Annotated in this window: 22 protein-coding genes and 1 riboswitch; of the genes, 9 read left to right on the top strand and 13 right to left on the bottom strand. The window is 42.2% G+C overall.

From position 1 onward, the window contains the following. Positions 1-20 precede the first annotated feature (20 nt). From FSC11_RS07275 to FSC11_RS07255, 5 genes are all read right to left on the bottom strand, one after another. Entirely contained in the window at positions 21-1,397 is a 1,377-nt protein-coding gene (locus FSC11_RS07275; protein WP_163166003.1) for a hypothetical protein, read from the bottom strand. A gap of 81 nt (positions 1,398-1,478) precedes the next feature. Next, positions 1,479-5,084, bottom strand: a complete 3,606-nt coding sequence (gene uca, locus FSC11_RS07270) for an urea carboxylase (RefSeq protein ID WP_163166001.1) — start codon at positions 5,082-5,084, stop codon at positions 1,479-1,481. Between the two features lie 3 nt (positions 5,085-5,087). Continuing rightward, entirely contained in the window at positions 5,088-5,738 is a 651-nt protein-coding gene (locus FSC11_RS07265; RefSeq protein WP_163165999.1) for an urea amidolyase associated protein UAAP2, read from the bottom strand. Between the two features lie 15 nt (positions 5,739-5,753). Then, entirely contained in the window at positions 5,754-6,491 is a 738-nt protein-coding gene (locus tag FSC11_RS07260; RefSeq protein ID WP_163165997.1) for an urea amidolyase associated protein UAAP1, read from the bottom strand. Between the two features lie 30 nt (positions 6,492-6,521). Continuing rightward, positions 6,522-6,633: riboswitch (guanidine-I (ykkC/yxkD leader) on the bottom strand. A gap of 203 nt (positions 6,634-6,836) precedes the next feature. After that, positions 6,837-7,730, bottom strand: coding sequence for a LysR family transcriptional regulator (locus FSC11_RS07255; protein WP_004894919.1), 894 nt, complete (start codon positions 7,728-7,730; stop codon positions 6,837-6,839). Between the two features lie 282 nt (positions 7,731-8,012). Between FSC11_RS07255 and FSC11_RS07250 the strand changes: the two genes are divergently transcribed. Further along, positions 8,013-8,723, top strand: a complete 711-nt coding sequence (locus FSC11_RS07250; RefSeq protein WP_163165995.1) for an HAD family hydrolase — start codon at positions 8,013-8,015, stop codon at positions 8,721-8,723. Positions 8,724-8,804: 81 nt separating this feature from the next. On the opposite strand, the gene FSC11_RS07245 is transcribed toward FSC11_RS07250, so the two are convergent. The 5 genes from FSC11_RS07245 to FSC11_RS16125 all read right to left on the bottom strand — a co-directional run bounded on the left by FSC11_RS07245 (position 8,805) and on the right by FSC11_RS16125 (position 14,157). Then, entirely contained in the window at positions 8,805-9,155 is a 351-nt protein-coding gene (locus FSC11_RS07245) for a hypothetical protein (RefSeq protein ID WP_026056741.1), read from the bottom strand. Between the two features lie 390 nt (positions 9,156-9,545). Then, on the bottom strand, positions 9,546-10,709 hold the full coding sequence (locus tag FSC11_RS07240) for a fatty acid desaturase family protein (protein ID WP_163165993.1): 1,164 nt from the start codon (positions 10,707-10,709) through the stop codon (positions 9,546-9,548). 27 nt (positions 10,710-10,736) lie between these two features. Next, complete coding sequence (locus FSC11_RS07235) at positions 10,737-11,759, bottom strand: flavin reductase family protein (RefSeq protein WP_163165991.1); 1,023 nt, start codon at positions 11,757-11,759, stop codon at positions 10,737-10,739. Positions 11,760-12,075: 316 nt separating this feature from the next. Then, positions 12,076-13,731 (bottom strand): long-chain-fatty-acid--CoA ligase, encoded by a 1,656-nt coding sequence (locus FSC11_RS07230; RefSeq protein ID WP_163165989.1) that lies wholly within the window; start codon positions 13,729-13,731, stop codon positions 12,076-12,078. 258 nt (positions 13,732-13,989) lie between these two features. After that, complete coding sequence (locus FSC11_RS16125; RefSeq protein ID WP_004894933.1) at positions 13,990-14,157, bottom strand: hypothetical protein; 168 nt, start codon at positions 14,155-14,157, stop codon at positions 13,990-13,992. Positions 14,158-14,342: 185 nt separating this feature from the next. On the opposite strand from FSC11_RS16125, the gene FSC11_RS07225 reads away from it, so the two are divergent. After that, entirely contained in the window at positions 14,343-15,755 is a 1,413-nt protein-coding gene (locus FSC11_RS07225) for an aminotransferase-like domain-containing protein (protein WP_163165987.1), read from the top strand. Between the two features lie 38 nt (positions 15,756-15,793). Here FSC11_RS07225 and FSC11_RS07220 read toward each other — a convergent pair whose 3' ends face one another. The 3 genes from FSC11_RS07220 to FSC11_RS07210 all read right to left on the bottom strand — a co-directional run bounded on the left by FSC11_RS07220 (position 15,794) and on the right by FSC11_RS07210 (position 19,970). Continuing rightward, positions 15,794-17,158, bottom strand: a complete 1,365-nt coding sequence (locus FSC11_RS07220) for a DcaP family trimeric outer membrane transporter (protein ID WP_171521705.1) — start codon at positions 17,156-17,158, stop codon at positions 15,794-15,796. A gap of 111 nt (positions 17,159-17,269) precedes the next feature. After that, entirely contained in the window at positions 17,270-18,640 is a 1,371-nt protein-coding gene (locus FSC11_RS07215; RefSeq protein WP_163165983.1) for an MFS transporter, read from the bottom strand. 415 nt (positions 18,641-19,055) lie between these two features. Then, positions 19,056-19,970, bottom strand: coding sequence for a LysR family transcriptional regulator (locus FSC11_RS07210; protein WP_005222226.1), 915 nt, complete (start codon positions 19,968-19,970; stop codon positions 19,056-19,058). Positions 19,971-20,084: 114 nt separating this feature from the next. Between FSC11_RS07210 and FSC11_RS07205 the strand changes: the two genes are divergently transcribed. The 7 genes from FSC11_RS07205 (at position 20,085) to benD (ending at position 26,459) form a co-directional block, all read left to right on the top strand. Beyond that, complete coding sequence (locus FSC11_RS07205) at positions 20,085-21,194, top strand: muconate/chloromuconate family cycloisomerase (RefSeq protein WP_163165981.1); 1,110 nt, start codon at positions 20,085-20,087, stop codon at positions 21,192-21,194. A 23-nt stretch (positions 21,195-21,217) separates the two neighbouring features. Next, positions 21,218-21,508 carry a muconolactone Delta-isomerase gene (gene catC, locus FSC11_RS07200; RefSeq protein ID WP_004809440.1) on the top strand — a complete coding sequence of 97 codons (291 nt, stop codon included), beginning with the start codon at positions 21,218-21,220 and terminating at the stop codon, positions 21,506-21,508. A gap of 162 nt (positions 21,509-21,670) precedes the next feature. Next, positions 21,671-22,591: a catechol 1,2-dioxygenase gene (gene catA, locus FSC11_RS07195; RefSeq protein WP_163165979.1), complete on the top strand. Its 921-nt coding sequence runs from the start codon at positions 21,671-21,673 to the stop codon at positions 22,589-22,591. Positions 22,592-22,666: 75 nt separating this feature from the next. Beyond that, positions 22,667-24,055 (top strand): benzoate 1,2-dioxygenase large subunit, encoded by a 1,389-nt coding sequence (benA, locus tag FSC11_RS07190; RefSeq protein WP_163165977.1) that lies wholly within the window; start codon positions 22,667-22,669, stop codon positions 24,053-24,055. After that, complete coding sequence (benB, locus tag FSC11_RS07185; protein WP_071320743.1) at positions 24,052-24,543, top strand: benzoate 1,2-dioxygenase small subunit; 492 nt, start codon at positions 24,052-24,054, stop codon at positions 24,541-24,543. The genes benA and benB overlap by 4 nt, the downstream gene beginning before the upstream one ends. A 96-nt stretch (positions 24,544-24,639) precedes the next feature. After that, on the top strand, positions 24,640-25,656 hold the full coding sequence (gene benC, locus FSC11_RS07180; RefSeq protein ID WP_163165975.1) for a benzoate 1,2-dioxygenase electron transfer component BenC: 1,017 nt from the start codon (positions 24,640-24,642) through the stop codon (positions 25,654-25,656). A gap of 17 nt (positions 25,657-25,673) precedes the next feature. Further along, positions 25,674-26,459, top strand: coding sequence for a benzoate diol dehydrogenase BenD (gene benD, locus FSC11_RS07175; RefSeq protein WP_005251917.1), 786 nt, complete (start codon positions 25,674-25,676; stop codon positions 26,457-26,459). Positions 26,460-26,513: the final 54 nt, after the last annotated feature.

The raw sequence follows: 26,513 nt of genomic DNA, 5'->3' as shown, positions 1-26,513 counted from the left end.
AAGATCTTTTAAAAGACCTGTTATTTGGTCGATTCTAGCATTTCTTTAAACCACTCTATATTTGTTAAAATATCATTAAATGTCCACTCACATACATCTGGGATATCATCATTTTCTTGGCTAGAAGTCTTTCGAGACATAATATCTAGCTTATGGTTAAGGGCATAAATAATCTGTGATCGTTCGCATTGCTCTAAATTTTCCCACCAACTTGGTGACAAGGCATGATTTTCTGAATTTAAAATCATATATTGAAATAGTGTGTGTTCTATTGATATACCTGTTTCTATCGTTCTTCCTAGACTTATAATAAATGGCTCACATGAAACATTATCTTGTATATGCCAAGCAAATACGTAGCCCCAACCATCATTCATCGGTGCTGAAAAATAGGTAATCAAGTCTCTGTCACTTTTTAGATCGCTTAGATCTTGCAACAAATTTTCCTGAAAATCATAATCTGGGTAAATTAATGATGAGAATGCTAGATTCATTGGTGTATCTGAATAAAAAATTAAATATAAAATTTCCTTATCAAATGACTTATTCAGAAAAGTGGCATCATAGTTTTTCTTAATTTTTATAAGTTCTTCATAACCTTTCTTATTACCAAGTAAATGCCAACCTAAGTCCTCTTGGTCTTTTGTAGACATCAAAGGAATATTTTCTTTCAAAACTTGAATAACTTTGTATTTTTGATAAATTTCTTTACACAATGATCGATACGCATATAAAAATATTTGTTCTGCATTTGGTTCTAGTCTTGCATTATCGATCGGTTCAAAAATTTCATTATCATGTTTTTTACAAAAACCTTTAAAGATAGAAGCTTCATTTATTCCTATTTTTTCATATTCCGAAAAGGTTCTTATTTGATGTCTATATTTATGAGCTAGCTGATATACGTGTCCATCTTTGGCAATAGATGAAAGAGACTGACTATTTTGAATTGAGTGAGCTTTAATGATTTTTTTATCACATTCGTCTCCAGCTCTCGGATGTAAACAAAATTGATGTCTATCCATTGAGTTTTTATTCTTTAATATCTGGCCAATATCTATTTTTTCATCAGATTCAAATTTTACAAATTTTGGTTCATCTAAACTTTCATCTACCCCAAGATAAAAAATAGAGAATCCATGTTTTTGTGCATTATCAAAATGCTCTAAGTCAATATCTCGGTCTATAAAAATTTCACGTGTCACATTGATAATTGAATCATCTAAACCTTGAATTTTAAGATTTTCACGCTTTAAGTAATGAACACATTCTCTATAAGCACTCATTGCAGAAAATGCCTTTACCCAACAAGTTGCACTAACATTTTTATATTTAGACCATTCTGAGTTATTTTCTAAAGCTTTGACTTTGAACGTTAAGTAATAGGTTTCATTCATAAATATTGTGATCAAGAGGTTTTATTCATTTATTTTAATCAAAAAACCGCCCTTACGGACGGTCTTTTCATATCTATTTCATCAAGCCACTGGCGCCAACGTAAACAACACCTGCCCCGTTTTCACCGTTTGCCCTTTTTCAATCGTAATCGCATCGACACGCATACGCTCAGGCGCAATAATTGGAATCTCAATCTTCATCGCTTCAATCACAGCTAAAGTTGCACCTTCTTCCACAATATCCCCCGACTGACATTCAATTTTCCAAATTGAACCCGGCATATGCGATTCCACCGCACAGCCACCTTCAGGCACTTCTACACCTTCACCATCATCCACCGCATCTAGGCTTTCAGACACATATTCTGCAAGCCCTGCTTCATGCCAACGTTTACGTTCAGCATCAAAGTTGGCTTGTTGCACCGCTTTAAATGCAGAAATGGATGCTTGGTTTTCAGTTAAGAAATCATTGTATTCTTTGAGGTTGAGTACACCTTCTTCAATACGCAGTTTTAAACGCCCTGCTTTAAAGTCCTCACGCATTTGCATGAGTTCAGCTTCAGACACTTCATAAAACTTAATTTGGTCAAAGAAGCGTAGTAACCACGGCATACCTTGTTCAAAGTCAGGGTTTTTACGGTAACGTGACCACATTTGCGTGGTACGACCGACAAACTGATAACCACCCGGACCTTCCATACCGTAGACACACATATACGCACCACCAATACCTACGGCATTTTCAGGCGTCCATGTACGTGCAGGGTTGTATTTTGTGGTCACTAAACGATGGCGTGGATCAAGCGGTGTTGCCACAGGTGCACCTAAATACACATCACCCAAACCCATGACCAAATAATTGGTGCTATACACAATGTCTTTCACGGCTTGTTTAGAGTCTAAACCATTAATACGGCGAATAAACTCCACGTTATCAGGACACCACGGTGCATCATGTCGTACCGTTTGCATATAGCGTTCGGTTGCAAGTTGCGTTTGTGAATCTTCCCAAGCCAGTGGTAAATACACGGTACGTGAAGGTACTTGCATTTCCGTTACGTCTGGCAATTCAGATTCAGCCACTTGCAATAAACGCAGTAAATCAGTTTGCTCAAGTTGAATTGAATCAAAATGAATTTGCAGAGAACGAATACCCGGGGTTAAATCAATAATACCTTGAATATGCTGGTCTTTGACCCACTGCATTAAGGCATGAATACGGAAACGTAAATTCAGATCAAGCACTAAATCGCCGTATTCGACCAACATATAGTTGTTGCCCGCAGGACGATACACCACATCAGGCGCACCATTTTCAGCTTTTAAAGTATCTAAAATGAGTGTTTCTAAAGTATTTTTCTCTGCATACAAGGCTTCATCAAAGTTTACCAATGCCGTGTTTTCAGCATTCAGCATGGCATGATATTTTTCATTTAAAATGCTGGCTTGATGATAGCTGACAGGCACAAATTTAACTTTATCGCCTGCTTTCAACTGACCCACTTTCCACAGTTCTGAGCTGACAATCACCGCCGGACAAACAAATCCGCCTAAACTTGGACCATCTGGCCCCAAAATAATTGGCATATCGCCTGTAAAGTCGATGGCACCAATGGCGTAAGCATTGTCATGAATATTCGATGGATGTAAACCTGCTTCACCGCCATCGGTACGCGCCCATTCAGGTTTTTCACCAATTAAACGCACACCTGTACGGCTTGAGTTAAAGTGAATTTCAAACTCTTGCGCAAAGAACGAATCAATATCACGTTTGGTAAAGAAGTCAGGTGCGCCATGTGGACCATACATCACCGCAATTTCCCATGTATTTGAGAATGCAGGGATTTGTTCAGGTGCCAATGCTCTAGTTTCAGTCGATGTAAATGCCGTAATTGGAAGCATATCGCCAATGAGTAAATTACGCCCGGCATGACCGCCAAACTGACCTAGGGTAAAGGTTGCTTGTGAGCCTAAATATTCAGGCACATTCAGACCACCTTTAATCCCGATATAGGTACGGCAACCTGTGGCGATCTTGCCACATTTCAGCACCTGACCTTTACGCACATTCACGGTTTGCCACATCGGAACTTGAACGCCATCCAAAGTCGATGGCATATCGCCACCTGCGAGTACAATTTGGCTATCGCAATGGAATTTTAAGCTTGGGCCTTGTAGCGTACATTCCAAACCTGCGGTATTTGGTGCATTGCCTAATAGTTGGTTCGCCACATTTAAAGATAACGGATCAATCGCACCTGAGGGCGGCACACCGACATCCCAATAGCCCAAACGACCTGTCACATCTTGCACCGCAGTTTGAATACCGGCTTGTAACACTTCAATTTTTTGGGTTTTCCATTCAAAAGTATTTAAGAAGCGTGTGGTTTGCGTACCGGCTTTAAACACATCACAGTCGATAATGTTTTGCAGATATTCAAGGTTGGTTTCAATACCAGCCACTTGGGTTTTAGCCAGTGTATCGGTCATGGCTTGAATCGCAGACTCACGATCATCCGCAGTCACAATAATTTTGGCAATCATCGGATCATAGAAAGATGAGACATTTGAGCCTGTTTCTACCCACGTTTCATTACGGGCATTCTCATCGAATTCGACATGAGTCAGTAAGCCTGCACTTGGCTGGAAGTTTTTGATTGGATCTTCTGCATAGAGACGGACTTGAATCGAATGACCTTGAGACTCAAGTTTTGACGTTGGTGCTTTCCAATCACCACTGCCTAAAGTCACCATCCATTCAACCAAGTCCACACCAAAGACTTGCTCAGTGACACCATGTTCGACTTGTAGACGAGTATTCACTTCCAGAAAGTAGAATTCTTGTGTGTCAGTATCCATCACAAATTCAACGGTTCCGGCAGAACGGTAATTCACCGATTGCATCAACTGAATCGCGACATTTTGGATATAGGCACGTTGCGTATCATTAAGGTGTGGTGCAGGGGTTTCCTCAATCACTTTTTGGTTACGACGTTGCACCGAACAATCACGCTCACCCAGTGCCAACACCAAGCCATTGCCATCACCAAAGATTTGCACTTCGATATGACGGGCATTTTGTACAAATTTCTCGAGGTATAAGCCTGCATCTTTAAAGTTGGCTTGCGCTAAATATGACACAGTTGCATAAGCATCTTTCAGCTCTTCAGCATTCCAGACCAAACGCATGCCGATGCCACCACCGCCTGCGGTACTTTTCAGCATCACAGGATAGCCAATACGTTCCGCTTCTAGCAGTGCTTCGGCTTCATCAGCCAACAATTGACTGCCCGGAAGTAATGGCACATTGGCTTGAATTGCCAATTCACGTGCGGTGTGTTTCAGACCAAAAGCTTTCATTTGTTCGGCATTTGGCCCTAAGAATACGATGCCTTGTGCTTCACACAGATTACAGAATTCGGCATTTTCAGAGAGGAAGCCATAGCCCGGGTGAATCGCTTCTGCACCGGTTTGTTTTGCGACTTCTAGGATTTTATCGACATTTAAATAGCTTTGGCTCGCAGGTGCATCACCAATGAAAACAGCTTCATCTGCTAAAGTCACATGTAATGAATCACGGTCGGCTTCTGAATAGACGGCAACCGATTGGATGCCTAATTTTTTAAGGGTACGAATAACACGACACGCAATTGCACCACGGTTGGCGATGAGAACTTTATTAAACATGGCTTATTCCTCGCCTTCACGGACAATCAGTTGAATTTTTGTTGGGTTATAGGCATTACATGGGTTATTCAGTTGTGGGCAGTTTGAGATCAGCACGATCAAATCCATCTCGGCTTTAATCTCGACATATTTCCCCGGTGCGGAAATACCATCATCAAATTTCAAATGACCTTCCGATGTCACAGGCACATTCATAAAGAAGTTAATGTTTGGGCCAATATGACGCACGTTTAAACCATGCTTTTTCGCAATTGGATGCTGTGACAATGCAATCATGAAATTGTTACGGCAACTGTGCATTGGGTATTTGTCATGGGCATAACGAACCGTGTTACTTTCACATGAACATGCACCGCCTAAAGTATCGTGACGACCGCAGTTATCATCATGAATGGTGGCAATTTTGTTGCCAAAGTTAGTGTATAAAGCCGTACCTTCTTCTAAATAGATTTGCTGATTAATGGTTAGAGTATCGGTTGCGCTATAACGCTCTTCAGGGTTATGTGCGGAAATAAACAAAGTATCCACCGCCTGGTTGCCTTCGAGATCAACGATACGGAAATACTGGCCTTTCTTGACTTCGCACATCCACGCTTCACCGGCAGGACAAACTTCGCTGAGTACTGATTTTTCAAGGTTGACTAAAGCTGTCATGTTGTATTCCCCCAATTAAGCGCTAAGAGCGTAATAACGATTATTATTTTGGAATGCACGCTGATTTTGCGAGCATGAATCACGACATACGTCTGTTTCACCTAAAGGAAGTGCTTTATATAAAGATAATTGAACATCGGCAGGTGCATACACGGCGCTATTGTCTAAAGCATGTGGTGCGGATGATAAAAACACCAAACAATCCATTTCAAAACGTAGTTCAATCACTTGATCGGTATTGTCAGATGCCACATAGCTGAGGTTGCCGTTGTCATCCGGTTGAACTTTTGAGAAGAGATTTAATGTATTGCTGAGATCAGTGGCAGATAAACCAAACTTGGTCATCTCTAAAAGCAAACTGTCTTTGCCGTTGCGGTACATGTCGTTGCGGGCATCCTGGAAGGTATTCATGCCAAACTGTGCTTCAATTTGCGGTGCGGTACTTGGGGCACAAAAAGCATCATTCCAACCATGATCATCTTTGACTATTGACACCATCGCACGACCCAAATCTGACGCCAAAATGTGTCCTGTACTTAAAAATGCGCTGTGTTGACCTTTTAAGCTGTCTGGCATGTTATAGGCTTCAAGCTTGTCTTCGCTATTCACACAGAACAGAGAAACATTGGCATTTGCGCCCAAGGATTTAAGTTGTAATACTGCGCCACGTTGAATGCGCGCAGACCAGTGATGGCCACCCGGTAAAAGTTCAGTCCACAGTGCGGAATCTTCGTGATAAGTAGTTGTGCTCATAACAGCCTCTGCATCTAACTTGTACGGTTTACCTCCCGGGCTTTTATCCCTCCGTGTAGCGATCAGTGTTTCCTTTCGCCGTGAACTCTCGGTCTCAGACATACATGAATGTTCATGTATCGGAACCCTAGATCACTTTATGATGAGTTTGATAGATGCAAAGGCTGTGCCAATTTAGTAATACTGTTTTTCCATTTAGTAATACTTTTTGGGGTTTTAACTGATCAATTCAGGTGCAAGAATCTGTTATAGGCATCAAGATGCACCAAAACACAAAAATCCCAGCATAGGCCGGGATTTTAAAATCTATAGATGAGGACTAAGTCCGGGTCTATAGCTGCAGGATTATTTACTTAAAATCTCATGCAATATATTGCGTAACCATTGATGACTGGTTTTATGATGACAGGACATGTGCCAATACTGCTTCACAGAATAGGTCGGGAATGCAATCGGCGCATTAAAAATCTTGAGATTGCCACGCGATAGTAATACTTCACTCAAATAATAAGGCACAGTCGCAATTGCATCGGTTTCCTGCACCACCAGTCCTACGCCTAAATAGCTTGGCAAGCGCATCAGAATGTCTCGCTTGAGTTCTAGATTCAGCAATTCGTTTTCAATATGGTAATGTCCCATCCCGGCATCAATATCAATATGCGTTTCACGCAAATACTCTTCAATAGTCAGGCTGTCGCCAACCAGCCGTGGATGGTCTTTGGCTGCAATCACCACATAATACTGTTCAAACAATTTCTGCTGATAGAAACCATTTTCCAGATTCGGCAGAAAACCTAAAGCCAGATCAATTTCTCCATTGGCCATTTGATAGCTGGTTTCTGAAGTAATTGGACGTACATTCAGACGAATATGCGAAGCGTGCTGTTTCAGATATTGTGAAATTTTTGGCAACAAAACCAGATGCGATACATCGGTCATCGCCAGAGTAAAACGCTGCTGGGATGTGGTCTGATCAAAATCAATAGTAAAATTATTAATGGTTTCGACTTTACTCAGCGCTTCACTGACCAAAGGAAATAGCTGCTTTGACAGATCCGTCGGCAGCATTTCATTGCCAATACGCAAAAATAAAGGATCATTATAATGCTGACGGATTTTATTGAGCAGATTACTCACCGTCGGTTGGCTCATATCCAGATAATCGGCTGCATGGGAGACGTTCTTAAATTTGTAGACATAATAAAAGATGCTAAGCAATTTACAGTCAAGTTCAAACACAGAAACACATTTCCTTCAATTTTTTAATCATTTTGGCGGATCCTATCATCCGCGTAATTTGATCTAGTGCCAATGTCCAAATATAACACTTTGTAACTATCTGTATGATCATTCAGGATGTGTTTTGCAATAAAAATACTGTTTACCCGATATGCAACTCTATCAAATACCACTTCATGTAAAATGGATAACCCTTATCTTTTATTTCAGCTGAAACACTTAAGTCGCATGTTATATACTCAGCCGCACAGAATAGACTGTGGAAATTAAGGGAAAAGTGTCATGTTTCAGAACAAAAAGCTAGTCTGTTTTGATCTGGATGGTACGTTGATTGATTCTGTAGGCATTTGGAATCAGGTCGATGCTGCCCTGATTTATGAGTTTTCCGGTATAAAAGCCAATTTAAAATTGATCCAGCAGCAGCGGGATCTACAGTTGACAGCCTTTCGACATTTGCCTGATCCTTATCTGGAATATTGTGGTTATTTAAAAGAACTATACGGTTTTGAACTAAACAAAGAAGACGTTAAAAACCGCCGTTACAGTATTTCACGACATTTTCTGGATCATGTGGTCGAATTAAAACCTCAGGCGGAACTTATAATCCAGGCCCTGAAAAAGCAAGAGATTCCACTGGCCTTAACCACAACCACCAGTTTATTCAATGTGCAGCGTTATCAGGACAATAATCAAAATATTAACGCTAAAATCAGCTTTGATGATGATTTTGCCTTAATCCTCACCCGCGAAAATGTCCAGAACATCAAGCCACATCCAGAAATTTATCTGAATGTTCTTGAGCATTTTAAAATTGAAGCCAAAGATTGCCTGATTATTGAAGATTCTTTAATTGGTGTAGAAGCTGCGAATAATGCAGGAATAGAGGTAGTGGCAATTTATGATCAGTATTCTGCTCATGAAATCGAGCTGATTAAAGCTAGAGCAAATTATTTTGTGCAGGATTTTACCGAATTATTAAGGCATATTGCTTAAATATCTATATAAATAAATGTCATGAATAATTCCGTTTCATGACATTTATATTGTTATTTCTAAATGGATTAGATTAGAGCATTATTTGGCTTTTTTGTAGACTGAACCTGACCCTACAAGGTTGCCAGTTTTCTCATCAATTACAAAATCGACTATTCCCGCCCCTGCATTCAACTGAAGCATGCCATTTTCATTCACAGCCGCGGGCATCGGGTTCTTTTTCTCTGTTTTACCGGTTTCCTTATCTTTGATGGTATTGGTAATCAGATAATTTTCACCATTTTTAGCAATTACCAGGATATTTTCAAGTTTTGGATTTTCCAGAGTGTTCTTCCAGTTGCCCTGATAATCTGGAGCTGGCGCTTCAGTGGTGTTACAAGCAGTTAACAGCAATAATAAGGAGATTCCTGAAAAATATTTAAGATATTTCAAACCTAAGACCTTGAATGTTACGACGCCGCCATTATAAAAAGAACTTTCCTAAAGTTTAGCGAGTTGTTGTAGACAAAGCGTTTCAGCCGTACCAAGTCTGTTTTGCATGAGTGTTTTTTTGAAAATAATTCTTCATATTTTATCCATAAAATATGATGTATTACTTAATTATTCTAATGAATCAAATATTTTAAAATACTTCAGTTTGATAAGGTATTGGCATTTTTTAAGCTTATTTGGAATTAATATCACTAGATCCAAGACAATCTACAACCAAGTTGATATGTATAAGAAGCTCAGATAAAAAAATCCTCAATAACCCATCCAAAGTTATTGAGGAGTACCAAACTGGTTAAGAAACATCAATATAATGCTGTTAAAGAAAAGTGATTAAAAGAACTTGGCTTTTACAGCATTCAATATAGATTTTGCGCTTTGCACTTTTTCTGCAATTTGTGCATGCCATTCGTTTGGTACAGAGCATTTTGCAACGCGAACCCAAACGGTCGAAAACTGCTTCATAAAACTGGCTTCGTTATAGTGGATACCATATTCAGCACATAATGCTTTGATTTTTGGTGCCACTTCTGAATAACGGTTCGCTGGCATGTCCGGGAATAAATGGTGCTCAATCTGATGGCTCAAGTTACCACTTAGAATATGTAGCCATTCGGTACCACTGAAATTACTCGAACCGCGGATCTGACGCAGATACCATTCCGCACGGGATTCATTTTCCGTATTGTCCATTTCAAAAGTTTCAGCATCTTCCGTGAAATGACCGTTAAAGATCACAGCGGAAGCCCACAGGCTACGAATCACATTGGCCACTGCATTGCCAGTAAATACTGGAATGGCATTTGGGCCGGCAATAATCGGGAAGAATACATAATCTTTCAGTACCTGACAGCGTATCTTTTTACGTAGTGGCGCTGCTTCATCCCAAACCTGTTTCCAGGTTTTGGTTTTATAGGCAATTACATCTTCCAGATGCAGGCGCTGTAGACCCACGTACCATTCGAATAACACCATCAACTGAATTGTTAGTGGAATATTAAACAGAAAACGGGGTTCCCATTTTTGCGATTCACTGACACGAATCAGGCCATAACCCACATCGTGGTCCATGCCGACAATATTGGTATAAGTATGATGAATATAGTTATGGGTGTATTTCCAGTCATCACCGGTGGCAATGGTATCCCAGTCATAAGTCGAACCATTCAGACTTGGATCATTCATCCAGTCAAACTGGCCATGCATCACGTTATGACCAAGTTCCATATTTTCTACGATTTTGGAAATACCCAATAAGCCTGTACCGAGTAGCCAGACTGGTGGCAACCAACCGGCCACCATCAGCATGCCCCGGGAAGCAATTTCGCTATAGCGGACAAAATTACGGATTTTATAGATGTATTCAGCATCTTTTTCACCTAAATCATCCATCACCTCACGTCGGATCGCATCCACCTTGGCACCAAATTCCTCAATCTGTTCAGGACTTAAAAATTGGGTCTTACTGTGCCGCTTAAAATCAATTTGCATATTCATGGGAGTACCTTCTTATTTTTCTAGGGATTAAAGATTAATCACCACAGGACTAACGGCCTGGGAGATACACAATTTGATCGGGGTATTGCTCTCGTGATCGATTTCACCAGTCAAAATATTTTTTACTGAGCCACTGACTTTGGTGCAGGAACAGGTATTACAAATTCCCATTCGGCAACCATGTGCAGGACGCAAACCTGCTTGTTCAGCACTTTCCAGAATAGTAGAACTGGCCTGAAACTCCTGATGCGATCGCTGGAATTGCACAGGTTGTGCTTTAACTTTTTCATCCACCACGATCTGGAAGTATTCAGAATGGAAACTGGATTTCACGGAAAGCTTTTCAGCAATACGGTGTGCTGTTTTCATCATGGCAGCTGAACCACAGGCATAAATTTCACGTTGTTCAAAATCAGGCACCAGCTTGTTGAGTAACTGTAGGCTGAGATGCTGCTTATGCTCCACAGTATTAAAATGATGATATTTCAGATGTGGATGCATCAGTGCCAAGGTTTTGATTTCAGCATGAAACGCATCATCACGGGTGAAGTAGATCAGATCAATCGGATGCTGAAACTGCACTACGGCTTTTTGCAGTAAGGAGTAAATTGCAGTGATACCGCTGCCTGAGGCCAGCATTAAAATGGGTTTAGGGGAACTCAGCAGGGTGAATTCGCCCTGTGGCTGTGAAAGTTCTACTACAGCACCCAGCTGTGAGGAGCTCAAGGCACGGGATACTTTGCCCTGCTGTTTAACAGCGATAATTACATCGCCATTTTTTAGCATTGTAACGACAGAATAATGACGCTGATGCAAAATACCATCCAGCCTTAAAGTGACAGCTACATTCTGTCCTGGCTGAAATTTTTTAGCCTGAAAGTTGAAATTTGGACGTAACTGGATCTTATAAAAATCATTGCCAATAAGCTGGATGCTGATCACTTCTGCCTTAACTTTTTTCAATGCCAAAGTTGGATGAACTTTTTCAGCAATGAAATCAATGAAGTCTTCTCGGATCCAGTGAGGCTTGTAGCTTTGCATACTTGTCATTTTTATTACCTCATACAGAAACAGAATTAATGTACATCTGTCTATTTATTATGCATTCAGAATATAGGCTTTTATGATTCGTTCCATGTCAATTCGGGTCAAATCATGTTTCTGTCGGTAGAATTCCTGTTTTTTGTCGGACAAAATGATGTACTTTGATTAAAGTTAGTTTTCGGCATGTAAATCGGAAAGACATTTCATGCCAGTTCGCCTATATGGATTGACTATTTTTCTATCAGCTTTATGGCTATAAATATGCAAAAGGCTGACCACATTTCTGTAGTCAGCCTTGTTATTTTGGCAGAGTTTATAGGTATTATTCTACAGCTGGGCTGAGCTCTGTTTGCTGATGCAGCAATACTGTTCCGAACTTTTCACGCAAGTCTTTTTTCAGCATCTTGCCAGTACCACTCAGTGGAATTGCATCGACAAAAATTACTTTGTCTGGCACCTGCCATTTCGCCACTTTGTCAGCAAAATAATCCAGCAGTTCTGGCTCGGTGAGCTGACTGTCAGGTTTTTTAATCGCAATCAGGATTGGGCGTTCATCCCATTTCGGATGCTGTGCAGCAATAACAGCTGCCATGGCTATTTGCGGATGACCCATAGCCAGATTTTCCAGTTCCACCGAGGAGATCCATTCTCCGCCCGATTTGATCAGATCCTTGGCACGATCACTGATTTTCATAAAGCCATCTTCATTTAAGGTGGCAATATCCCCCGTATCAAACCAGCCATCAGCAGTTAAAGAAGATTCTTCCTTGCCAAAATAGTTATTGATGATCCAGTGACCTCGAATCTGCAGATTGCCTGTGGTTTCACCATCGCGAGTAATTTCATTCGATCCATTTTCTTCATCAGTCAAACGCAAGTCGACACCAAATGGTGGACGACCTTGAGAAAGACGAATTTCTAAACGCTCTTCTTCACTCAAATCCAGATGTTTGGCTTTAATCTGATTGGCTGCGCCAAGTGGACTGGTTTCCGTCATACCCCAGGCATGAATGGTTTCACAATCAAACTGTTCTTTAAATACTTTTAGCATTGAAGGCGGACATGCCGAACCGCCGACGACATTGCGTTTTAAGCTTTCTAACTTGGAACCCGACTGTTGCGCTGCTGCAATCAAACCTTGCCAGATCGTTGGTACACCTAGTGCAACTGATACTTTATAGCTGTCAATTAAATTGACTAAACTTGCGCCATCTAGCCCTGGGCCTGGCAATATCAAAGTACAGCCGACCATCGCTGCTGCATATGGTGTCCCCCAGGCATTGACATGGAACATCGGTACTACAGGCAGCATGATATCTCGTGCAGATACATTCAGTGAATCCGGCAAACTGATCGCAAAACTATGTAATGTCGTTGAACGGTGACTATATAAAACCCCTTTTGGATGACCTGTAGTTCCAGAGGTATAACACAGTGAGCTTGCTGCATTTTCATTGAGTACAGGCCAATCAAAATCATCAGATTGATCGGCAATCAGCTCATCATAGAATTTCACATCTGGAAGAGCTTCAAGGATGGCCTCATCTTTTGCATCCAGACAGATAAAGTGCTCCACCTTGCTTAACATCGGTTTGACGGCTTTAATTAATGGTACAAAGGTTTTATCAAACAGGATTACGCGGTCTGATGCATCATTAATAATAAATACCAACTGTTCCGGGAATAAACGTGGATTAATCGTGTGGCAAACAAAGCCACTTCCAGAAATGGCATACCAGGATTCCAGATGACGATGGTTATTCCATGCAATGGTCGCGACACGGTCGCCATGTTGCAGTCCCAGCTGATTCAGCACATTGGCGAAACGTTTGGCATTGTTACGAATTTCGCCCCAGGTCGTATGGGTCATGCTGAGATCAGTATTTTTTGAAATTACCGCAGTATCGGCATGATAGCGTCCTGCATGTTCAATCATGCTGCTGATCAGTAAGGGCTGAAACATCATATTTCCAAGCATGTTGTGCTCCTTTATCCTTGTTATACGTCCATATTGTTGTCGAGATTTTTAAATATTTTTATTTAAGCATGATGCGCAGATTAGCAGACACTGCAAAATAAACGCATCACTTGCTTGAATCTAGCAAGGAAAAATATGAAAGCAAGTAGCAAAATGTGACAAAAACTACGGCGTCTATGAAAGTATCAAAAACTATCATTTTTTATAATGGAATAATTATATGAATAAACATCCCGGTCATTAAACCGGGATTCTTTATTATTTGAGTCCTGAGAAGAACAGGTTATCAGCGTTGACCACTAAAACCACCCCCAGACAAAACAACCCTGCATAAATAGCGAACCAAATAATCATCTTTTTGAAAGCTTCATCAGAAATACTGCTGTCTGCATATTTCGGTGCTTTTTTCTGTTCGTCTGGAGTCATCTGCTCACCTGTCGCTGGATTTAGGGACTATCCTTATTTTCAGCCCGATTGCAAAAAATGAGTAGATACAAATACTGCTTAAAAAAATATAACAGATAAATCATAACTGCTCCAACTGTTATATTTAACCTGACTAAATATGCTATATATGCAGATAAACTTCCATTTTTTATTTTTCTTGATGTATGTATAAATTTGAGAAACTCGCACTCAGTATTCGCCATATGATTGAAGATGGCATCTGGAAAGCCCATAACAAACTCCCTTCATTGCGTGAGCAGTCCGAACTTTCCGGTTATAGCCTGATGACAGTGTTAAATGCCTATCAGGAACTTGAGGCACAAGGCTGGCTGTATGCCAAAGATAAATCCGGTTATTACATTGCTGAACGTGCTGATCTTGCAATAACTTCCATTAAAGAAACATTAGCAGCTCACGAGAAAATACAGATCAATTCGGTGGTATTTAACTATCTTAAAGATACTCAGGCAACAGATATGATCCCGTTGGGATCGGCATTCCCCAATCCTGAACTGCTATTTAATAGCAAATTTATGCAGTTATTATCCCAGCATTCCAAACGTAAAAACAGCTATCTGAATCATCCAAATATGCCACCGGGTAATCTGGAGCTGCGCCAGATCATTGCCGGACGTTATCAATTACAAGGTATATCATGCCATTCAGATGACATTGTCATTACGTCCGGTGCGCTAGATGCTCTAAATTTGTCTTTACAGGCACTCACCCAACCGGGTGATTATATTCTTTTACAGGAAACCGTATTTTATGGAGCCTGGCAAGCTGCTGAAAGACTGGGACTAAATGTCATTACTCTTCCTGATGATCTTGAACGTGGTTTTGATCTGAAAGCTTTTGAAAAAGTCCTGAAACAATATCCGATCAAAGTCTGCTGGCTGATGTTGAACGCACAGAACCCGATTGGCTATACAGTTTCTACAGAATTTAAAGAAAATATTGCACAGTGCTTAGCTCAGTATCAGGTGCATCTGATTGAAGATGACGTTTATCAGGAACTGAACTTTGGCAAGGAAAAACCAGTGCCAGTGAAATATTTTGACCAGGAAAATATGGTGCTGCACTGTGGTTCATTTTCTAAAACGCTAGGCATGGGTGCACGGGTGGGCTGGGTCTTTGCAGGCCCATATTCCAATGCTATTCAACATCTACAGTTGATGAGTACCCTGAGTGTGAGTCCGCTTTTACAGAATACATTGGTAGATTTTGTTGCGCATCATCATTATGAAAAGCATTTGCGTAGTTTGCGCCGTCATTTAAATCAGAACAAAAAACGTTTTTATCAGGAACTCAAAGCCAGATTACCTGAAGACTGTAAGATTCACTATTATCCAACGGGCTACTTTTTATGGGTAGAGCTGCCTGAAGATATGGATTCGCAACAGCTCTATACAGATTTGCTTGAACAGAAGATTTCCATTGCACCGAGTCTGCTGTTCAGGCCTAAACATGCAGCGCAGAACTTTATTCGATTAAATTGTTCTTTTGAATGGACAGATGAACTTGCTCGAGCTGTAGAACAGATCATCGATCAAATTGAACACAATAAAAAAGCGTGAACTGAGTTCACGCTTTTCAAAATATAATCTGAGACGTATTAAAAGCTATAGATCGCCACGGCGTTAATCCGGTTATCTTCACCTTTATTACTGCCATTCGTGGCTGCACCTAATGCCTCACGTTCACCATAGACATATTCCAGACCGAAACTTAAAGGCTTGGTTGGGCTATAGAACACGTTAGCCCACGCTTGCCATAAGTCTTTATTAGCCTTGGTCGCATTAGATTGTGTCGCATCCGCAGGAGTTGAGGCGATTAGTGCATTGACATAGTCTTGATCATTACTAAAATTCATATAACCATAGCCCAAGGTACCACGTAACTTGTCATTAAACTGCTGAGTTAAACCGACAGTAATCGAGTCGAACTCACTTTGTAAAAGATCCCCATTCGTCGCTCTAACTACACCAGGATTAGCATAAGACACAAAGCTGCTATCGCCCTTCACATGATAATAGTCGGCTTTTAAAGTAGTACCCGGTACAACTTCATATTTTGCACCCAGACCTACACCCCATGCCATTTTTTCATCTTCATTGACACGCTTTTCATTCCCCATGGCACGGGCACTGACGCTAAGATTATCAGCAAACTTATGGTTTAGGCGCGCGGTTAAGGCAGGCAAACGCTGTTTGATTCCAGTAATGGTGGCATCTTTTGGATCTTCTACTGCAAGAACCAGATTGGTAGCAGGACTAAAGGTACTGGTATGACGAACCTGAGGCGTACGCTTTACTGCACCACCTGCATAGGCCAAAGCATCTACAGTTTCTGGCATATAATCCGGTATAGCAAAGTTTGACCAGGTCTGACCAATCAGCCAGTTGGCATAACTCATATAAGCATGACGGATACGTAAATTATCCAGACCTGCGCCACCAAGGAAATCTACTTCAACTTTAGCACTCAGGGCTTTGTCCCCAGCACCTACAGGAGCTTTAAAGTCCATCCCTAGACGGGTTGCAGAAAGTGTCGATTTAAACTCATCACTGCGCTCGCCTACACCCTCAAGTGGAACAGCATTAATCTGGTTATACATACGTGTTGCTGAACCGCCTTCAGCCTGATAAGAGGCATCGGCACGGACATTCCCGTAAAGATTGAATTCAGCACCATTAGTAAGTTTCATGACCGGTTTGGCTGCTGGTGCTATAGCTGCCGGTGTTGTTGCCTGTGCTGCATATGTAACTTGTCGGGACTGCTGCTGTTCAATCATGGCACGCAAGGCTTTGACTTCCTGACGCAACTGCTCAATTTCATCCTGACTGGATTGAGCTGTGCTTTGCGCTATAGCTGACAGGCTGATACCGCCTATACTTATTGCCATCATGCTCATCAAAACTTTACGTTTGAAGGTTGAATTGTTGATTGATTGTTGATTAGTGAATTGCGACATGTTCATCCTAAACTCGCTTTTTTATTGTGCAATTTGATTCCAGCAACCGATCACCACCATTTATGATGGTGACCTATTCCATTGAAATATTTACTTTATTAACTGATATTTTCTTTATTAATTCGCTTCTTTGGCAAGTATGGCTTCGCTTGATCCAGAGGTTTCAAGCACTTCACCATCTACAGAAGCTCTCAGGTTCACTAGAAAAATAGCCAGCGCTGCAATCACGCCTGGAATCGCAATGGCAAAGAAGTTCATTTGGTGTGGTAGTTCCATTGTCAGCAATGCACCTGTCAAAACGGGTCCAACGATGGCACCAATACGACCAATTCCCGATGCCCAACCCATTCCGGTAGAACGCACAGTAGATGGGTAATATTGTGCAACAAAGGTATATAACAAGATCTGTGAACCGATCGTTGCAGCACCAGCGATTGCAATCAGAGTATAAAGTACAAACTGCGGGCTGTTAAAACCAAGCAGGATTAAGGCAGATGCACCACACAGGAACATAATGGTCAGCACTTTTTTGATATGGAATTTATCAGCCAGATACCCCCCACCAATTGCGCCAATCATGCCGCCAATATTCAAGGCGAACAGGAAGATCATACTGGCACCCAATGAGTAACCCGCCTGAATCATCAGCTTTGGTAACCAGCTTCCCAATGCATACACCATCAACAGACACATAAAGAAAGCAATCCAGAACATGAAGGTACTGAATGTACGACCTTTCTGAAATAATGCTTTTAATGGCGCTTCATCACCCTTTTTCACTTCGTTCAGGACAAATTGAGAATTTTCTGTAACATCTTGAGCAGGTGAAATCTTTTTAATGATGTTTCGTGCTTCTACAGTCTGATTTTTGACGGTTAGATACATCAACGATTCAGGCAGGAATTTCCAGATTAACGGTAAAGCCAATAAAGGAACACCGGCAATATAGAACATGATCTGCCAGCCAAACTGTGGTACCAGCCATGCACCTAAAAGTGCAGACGTCATACCGCCAATCGCATAACCACTAAACATCAGGGCAACCAAGGTGCTACGGATACGTTTAGGCGCATATTCGGTCATTAGCGCTACAACGTTTGGCATAACTCCGCCAATGCCGAGACCAGCCAGAAAACGTAAAACTCCAAACTCTACCGGTGAGCTGGCGAATGGCCCCAGGAAGGTAAATCCGCTAAAAATTGCCACACAGAGCATAATAGTTTTCTTACGCCCGATTTTGTCGGACAGCGTGCCGAAACTCATGGCACCAAACATCATGCCGAACAAGGCAGTACTAGCTAACATCCCTGCCTGTACCGCTGTTAAAGACCATTCCTGCATTAATAATGGTAAGGCTACTCCATAAATCACCAGGTCATAGCCATCAAAAATAATAATGATCAAACACCAGATCAGAACACCCCAGTGAAATGGTGTAAATTTCGCTTCATCAATTAATGTATTGATATTGACTTTGGTTGCTTCCATCTTTGCCTCCTGCAAATGCAACGTTCCAATTAATGGAGCAACAATGCAGCATGGCTGGATAAATGTCCAAAACCGAATATATCTATATCTATACCTTCAAAGTTGTTTACAGGCAGAATCGACCTTCCAGGACCGATGTTTTCATCATAAATCAGGTTTGCTGGCTGAAATACCTGGTTTTTATATAGGTTTAGGGTATGAAAGAACCTAAAAGGTTGAATGTCAGAGCACTTTGATCAGCAATCAAACAAAATAGGTATAAAAGGAGGATTTAAAATTTTCTTCTTTATCAAAATTTCCCGATTGCACTAAAGTCGTAGATCACTGCATACTTTTTTTAGAGGGTAAGGAGAAAATTCCGCCCAAGCCTTAAACTTAAGTCTAAGGCGCGGTATATTCAGGGATAAATTCATATCTAAAAACTGTTTCTATCATATTTAATTGCTTCTAAATCATACACTTGGTAAATACAATCAAATAAGGACATGATGTCTTCACTCTCGTCCATATTGCGCATAGTCAGAAAAACCGGGCTGACTGCACTCTCGTCCAGAATCGGGATATAGTTAAGGTGAGCTAACTGAATCGAATGAGCACTTTCCGGTACAATACATACACCCTCACCCGCTGCGACCAGCCCCAGCGCCAGCTGAATTTCCCTTACAATTCGGACATGTTGTGGTTCCAGATTATATTCTGAAAATAATCCCTGTACCTGGGTGGCGAAACTTGGAGAGGTATGGTTAGGATAGAGAAATAATTTTTCATCAACAATATCAGCAAGATATATCCCTTTATTATGGGAAGATAAAGGATGGCTGGAATGTACACCGAGTACCAGACGTTCTTCACGCAACAGTACCCGCTTTAATGCCGGATCAGAAATACGTAAACGCCCAAAGCCAACATCTATACGCCCTTCTTTCAGTGCCTTAACCTGTTCCATGGTGGTCATTTCCACCAGTTCAATTTTCAGGTGTGGCTGTTGCTGCCTATATAAGTAGACAATGCGCGACAGCAATCCATAAAGCAGAGATCCAACAAAACCCATGGTAACCGTGCGTTCCACCATACCAATACGCCTGGTCATGGACTTCACTTCTTCAGCATTGGCCAGAATTTTTACCGCATGCTGGTAGAAAAAATAACCAGCCTGAGTGGTTTTAAGTGGTCGACTGCCACGCTCAAATAACGCAATACCAAGTTCTGCCTCAAGATTTTGAATCTGACGGCTTAATGGGGGCTGGGCAATAAAAAGTTTCTCTGCAGCTTTAGTAAAACTTTGCTCTTCAACTACTGCTACAAAATACCTTAAATGTCTGAGCTCCATAACGTGCATACCTTTTAAATATAATAAAATGCAAAAATGGTCTTCGACAGCCATTTATGATTCTTTTAAGGTATATCAAGTCAAAGCATTAAAGCAAGAATGTGAACCCGTATTATGTATAAGTCAGTTGAAACCTTGCTGGTAGAAATTCCAACCATTCGTCCTCACAAGATGGCAGTGGCGACGATGCAAACCCAGACCCTGGTATTGGTCAAAATCACCACTGAAGATGGTTACATCGGTTGGGGTGAAGCAACAACGATCGGTGGCTTAGGTTATGGTGATGAAAGCCCTGAAAGTGTCAAAGTAAATATTGATACTTATTTTGTACCGCTTTTAAAAACATTATCAGGCTTAAATGTTGCACAGACATTACAAGCAATCAAAAAAAATATTAATGGCAACCGTTTTGCGAAATGTGCCATTCAAACTGCCCTGCTGGATATTCAGGCGCAGCGTTTAGGTTTACCACTTTCTGAACTTCTAGGCGGTCGTTTACGTGATGGCGTACCGGTCCTCTGGGTACTGGCTTCTGGCGATACTGAAAAAGACATTGCTGAAGCACAAGAGATGCTGGCTGCTAAACGCCATAACTTCTTCAAGCTAAAAATCGGTTCACGTCCAGTAGAAGCAGATGTTGAACATGTTCTGGCAATTAAAAAAGCATTAGGCAACGACGTTTCGATCCGTGTAGATGTAAACCGTGCCTGGTCAGAGCTAGATGCGATTAAGGGCATTACTCTACTACAGGAAGGTGGCGTTGACCTGATTGAACAGCCTTGTGCTATTGACAATATTGATGCCATGCAACGTCTGACCCGTCGCTTTGATATTGCCATTATGGCCGATGAATCACTGATGGGGCCAAGCACTGCCTATAAGCTGGCTCGTACTAATGCAGCTTCGGTATTTGCAGTTAAAGTGGCGCAATCAGGTGGTTTACTGGAAGGCCGTGATGTCGCAACAGTGGCTAACCTTGCAGGGATTGACCTGTATGGTGGCACCATGCTGGAAGGTTCAGTAGGAACAATTGCATCCGCTCACCTGTTCTCGACCTTTGAGAATCTGGTCTATGGTACTGAACTATTCGGCCCGCTACTGCTGACAGAAGAAATTCTGAAAACACCACTGCAATATCAGAATTTTGAGCTGCATCTACCGCAAGGTGCCGGTCTGGGCATTCAGCTGGATGAAGACAAGATCGACAATTTACGCCGTAAATAAGCAATTAGATTGAGGAGTGAGACATGCTGTTTCATGTACGTATGGATGTAAATATCCCGCTGGATATGCCTGCCGAGAAAGCCAACGAAATCAAGGCTGTTGAAAAAGCCTATTCACAGGATTTACAGCGCCAAGGTAAATGGCGCCATATCTGGCGCATCACAGGCCAGTATTCAAACATCAGTATTTTTGATGTGGAAAGTAACGAAGAGCTGCACAACATTTTGCAGGGCTTACCACTGTATCCATATATGGATATCGAAATCATGGCACTAAACCGCCACCCTTCTTCAATCCGGGAAGATGACACCTGATCACAATGACCGAGACCTGGAACATGCCAGGTCGGTCAAATCTGAACACATCCGATGAGGGTATTCAGAGGGTAATTAACAAAGGACTGTGGCAGCCAAGTTTCAGCCATAAGGATTGAAACAACAGCCACCAATAAACAGACATACTTAAGGAGCAATAGTATGAACCGTCAACAAATTGATGCATTAGTTAAACAAATGAACGTGGATACAGCCACAGGTCCTGTAGACGAGCGTTTCCAGCAAATCGTTGTGCGCCTGCTAGGTGACCTTTTCCAGGCGATCGAAGATCTTGATATTTCTCAGTCAGAACTGTGGAAAGGTCTGGAATACTTTACCGATGCCGGTCAAGCTAATGAATTGGGCCTACTGGCTGCAGGCTTGGGTCTGGAACACTACTTAGACTTACGTGCTGATGAAGCAGATGCCAAAGCAGGTATTACTGGCGGTACGCCACGTACGATTGAAGGTCCGTTATATGTGGCGGGTGCTCCTGAATCTGTCGGCTTTGCCCGTATGGATGATGGCTCTGAAGAAGGCAAAATTCCGACACTGATCATTGAAGGTACAGTTAAAGATACTGACGGCAATATCATTGAAGGTGCCAAAGTTGAAGTTTGGCATGCCAACAGTCTGGGTAACTACTCATTCTTTGACAAGTCACAGTCTGACTTTAACCTACGCCGTTCTATTTTCAGCGACCAGGATGGTAAATATGTGGCTTTAACCACTATGCCAGTAGGTTATGGCTGCCCTCCAGAAGGCACGACTCAATTCGTACTGGACAAATTAGGCCGTCACGGTAACCGTCCATCACACGTGCATTACTTCGTTTCTGCACCGGGTTACCGCAAGCTGACAACTCAGTTCAACATCGAAGGCGACCAGTACCTGTGGGATGACTTTGCATTCGCGACTCGTGAAGGTCTGGTGGCAACTGCTGTAGACGTAACTGATGAAGCTGAAATTGCAAAACGTGGTTTGAAAGGTCCTTTCAAACATATTCAATTTGATATTGAACTTGTGAAAGAAAAAGTAGACGCACCTTCTACTGAAGTTGATCGTCGCCGCGCAAGCGCTTAATACAAAATGGATTCGGGGTGTAATCATTAGATTCATCCCGATGACTTCCCCTCCTTGGAAAGTCGGAGAACGGACATGCCTCGTATTCCTGTAATTAACACCAGTCATCTTGATCGTATTGATGAGCTTCTAGTTGACGATTTTGAATCTGGTGAATTTAAACTTCACCGGTCTGTATTCACAGACCAAGCTCTGTTTGACCTGGAGATGAAATACATCTTTGAAGGCAACTGGGTTTATCTGGCGCATGAAAGCCAGATTCCAAACAACAACGATTTCTATACGACCTATATTGGCCGTCAGCCAATCATCATTGCTCGTAACCGTCAAGGTGAACTGAATGCAATGATCAATGCCTGTTCGCATCGCGGTGCACAATTGTGCCGTAACAAGAAAGGCAATAAAGCGACTTATACTTGCCCATTCCACGGCTGGACTTTTAATAACTCAGGTAAGTTATTAAAAGTAAAAGACCCGGCAGAAGCTGGTTATTCAGATTGCTTTAACACAGATGGTTCGCATGACTTGAAAAAAGTTGCCCGTTTTGAAAACTATAAAGGTTTCCTGTTTGGTAGCTTGAATCCAGATGTTCCTTCACTGGAAGAATACCTGGGCGAAGCGACCAAGATCATTGACATGATCGTGGGTCAGTCTGATCAAGGTCTGGAAGTTTTACGTGGTGCTTCGACTTATACCTATGAAGGTAACTGGAAGTTGACTGCTGAAAACGGTGCCGATGGTTACCACGTGTCTGCAGTACACTGGAACTACGCTGCAACGACTCAGCAACGTAAAGAAAAACAAGCGGGTGACAATATTCGTGCCATGAGTGCAGGTTCATGGGGCAAACAAGGCGGTGGTTCTTACGGCTTTGAACATGGTCACATGCTGCTTTGGACGCAATGGGCTAACCCGGAAGACCGTCCTAACTTTGCCAAGAAAGATGAATATACCGAGCAATACGGTGAAGCAATGGCGAAGTGGATGATCGAACGTTCACGTAACCTGTGCCTGTATCCAAACGTATATTTCATGGATCAGTTCGGTTCACAAATCCGTGTGTTACGTCCAATTTCTGTCGATAAGACTGAAGTGACGATCTACTGTATCGCGCCTGTAGGTGAAGAGCCGGAAGCACGTACACGTCGTATCCGTCAGTATGAAGACTTCTTTAACGCATCAGGTATGGCAACCCCAGACGATCTTGAAGAATTCCGTGCATGTCAGGCTGGTTACGCAGGTATCGCGCTTGAGTGGAACGATATGTGTCGCGGTTCCAAACACTGGATCCAAGGCCCGGACGATGCTGCCAACGAAATTGGTTTAAAACCAAAACTGTCTGGTATTAAAACTGAAGATGAAGGTCTATACCTGGCTCAGCACCAGTACTGGTTAGAACTGATCAAAAAAGGCATCGCGACTGAAAAAGAAATTGCAGCATCTACTGAAGGAGAAAACGCATGAGCGACATCACTTTAGAAAATATTGCGCAGTTCCTGTATCAGGAAGCCCGCTTTTTAGATGATGAACAATGGGATGACTGGTTAACTTGTTATGCCCCTACTGCTTCTTTCTGGATGCCAGCCTGGGATGACGACGACAAACTGACTACAGATCCACAGTCTGAAATCTCCCTGATTTATTATCCAGACCGTCAAGGTTTAGAAGACCGCGTGTTCCGGATTAAGACTGAACGCTCATCTGCCACCATGCCGGATACACGTACCAGCCACAACATCAGCAATATTGAAGTTGTTGAACGTGATGGCGACAAGGTCACTGTACGTTTTAACTGGAACACCTTGAGTTTCCGTTATAAAAACAGCTACAGCTACTTCGGTATGTCACGTTATGAAATCGATTTTTCAGGCGATAAACCACAAATTTTAAGCAAATACGTGGTACTGAAAAATGATTACATCAATCAGGTTATCGACATCTATCACCTTTAAGACTGTATTGATTTACAGCAAGGTAAAAACCCTTTCAGTCAAACGGAAGCTTGGCTGAAAGGTTTAGTTTTAAAGATTTATATAGGATATTCAGCCATGTCAAACCACAATGTTGCACTTCAATTTGAAGATGGCGTTACACGTTTTATTTCTGTTAGCGACGGTGAAACACTGTCAGACGCGGCTTACCGTCAAAAGATCAATATTCCTTTGGACTGCCGTGATGGTGCTTGTGGAACGTGCCGTGCGTTTTGTGAATCAGGTTCGTATGACATGCCTGAAGAAACTTATATTGAAGATGCATTAACCCCTGAAGAAGCAGCTGAAGGCTACATTCTTGCGTGTCAATGTAAACCAACGTCTGACGCCGTATTCCAGATCCAGGCTTCTTCTGAAGTGTGCAAAACTGAAATTCATGCATTCCAGGGTACTTTGGCGCGTGTCGAAAACCTGTCTGATTCGACCATTACCTTTGACATTCAGTTAGATGAAGGTCAACCAGACATCCACTTCCTTGCCGGTCAATATGTGAACGTGGGTATTCCAGGTACCACTGAAACCCGTTCTTATTCATTCAGCTCTAAACCAGGCAACCGTTTAACCGGCTTTGTGGTACGTAACGTGCCAAACGGTAAAATGAGTGAGTTCTTGAGTGCCAATGCCAAAGCTGGCGACAAAATGACCTTTACTGGTCCATTTGGTAGCTTCTACCTGCGCCCTGTGACCCGTCCAGTATTGATGCTGGCTGGTGGTACAGGTATTGCACCCTTCATGTCGATGCTGCAAGTGCTGGAAGAAAAAAATTCAGAACATCCAGTGCGTTTAGTATTTGGTGTGACCAATGATTTCGACTTGGTAGCGATTGAAAAACTGAACGAACTGCAAGAAAAATTCCCGTGGTTCGAATACCGTACAGTGGTTGCTAACCCTGAATCTGCCCATAAGCGTAAAGGTTATGTAACCGGTCATATCGAAAACGAATGGCTAAATGGTGGTGATGTAGATGTCTACCTGTGTGGCCCTGTACCAATGGTAGAAGCAGTTCGCGGCTGGCTAGATGCTGAAGGCGTAAAACCTGCAAGCTTCCTGTTTGAAAAATTCTCTGCCAACTAATAGAGGGAATTTGTTCAATGTCTAATCGTCAAAGATTTGAAAATAAAGTCGTAATCGTGACCGGTGCCGCTCAAGGCATTGGTCGCGGTGTCGCGCTGCAAGTGGCGAACGAAGGCGCTCAAGTCGTCATGGCTGACCTTTCCCCTTATGTGGAAGAAGTTCTGGCTGAAATTGAAGCGACTGGCGGTGATGCGATTACCGTCAAAGCCAATCTGGAAACGTTTGCTGGTGCTCAATCAGTCGTTGAAAAAGCCCTTGAGACTTATGGCCGTGTCGATGCGCTAATCAACAACGTCGGTGGCGCGATCTGGATGAAACCTTTCGAGGAGTTTTCTGAAGAGGAAATTATCAAGGAAGTGAACCGTTCATTGTTCCCGACACTGTGGTGCTGCCGCGCAGTTCTTCCGGAAATGATTAAAAATCAGAAAGGTACCATTGTAAACGTATCTTCCATTGCAACACGCGGCATTAACCGTGTGCCATATTCGGCATCGAAAGGTGGTGTGAACGGCCTGACCGCTTCCCTTGCCTTTGAACATGCCAAAGATGGAATTCGTGTTAATGCCATTGCTACTGGTGGTACAGAAGCACCGCCACGTAAAGTACCGCGCAATGCCAATCCACTGACTGAATCTGAAAAAGAATGGATGCAGCAAGTGGTTGATCAGACCATTGACCGTACTTTCATGGGACGCTACGGTACGATTCAGGAGCAAGTGAATGCGATTGTATTCTTGGCTTCGGATGAATCATCTTATATGACAGGTACAGTGGTACCGGTCGGTGGTGGTGATCAGGGCTAATCCTGATCATCACGATTTTTAACAGGCTCATGGTTCGACGCAAGGAGGCACATC

Origin of the sequence: Acinetobacter schindleri (genome assembly GCF_010918895.1) — a bacterium.
GTDB lineage: Bacteria > Pseudomonadota > Gammaproteobacteria > Pseudomonadales > Moraxellaceae > Acinetobacter > Acinetobacter schindleri.
The sequence above is the reverse complement of the archived record's forward strand: the minus strand, read 5'-3'. Positions and strand labels throughout refer to the sequence as shown.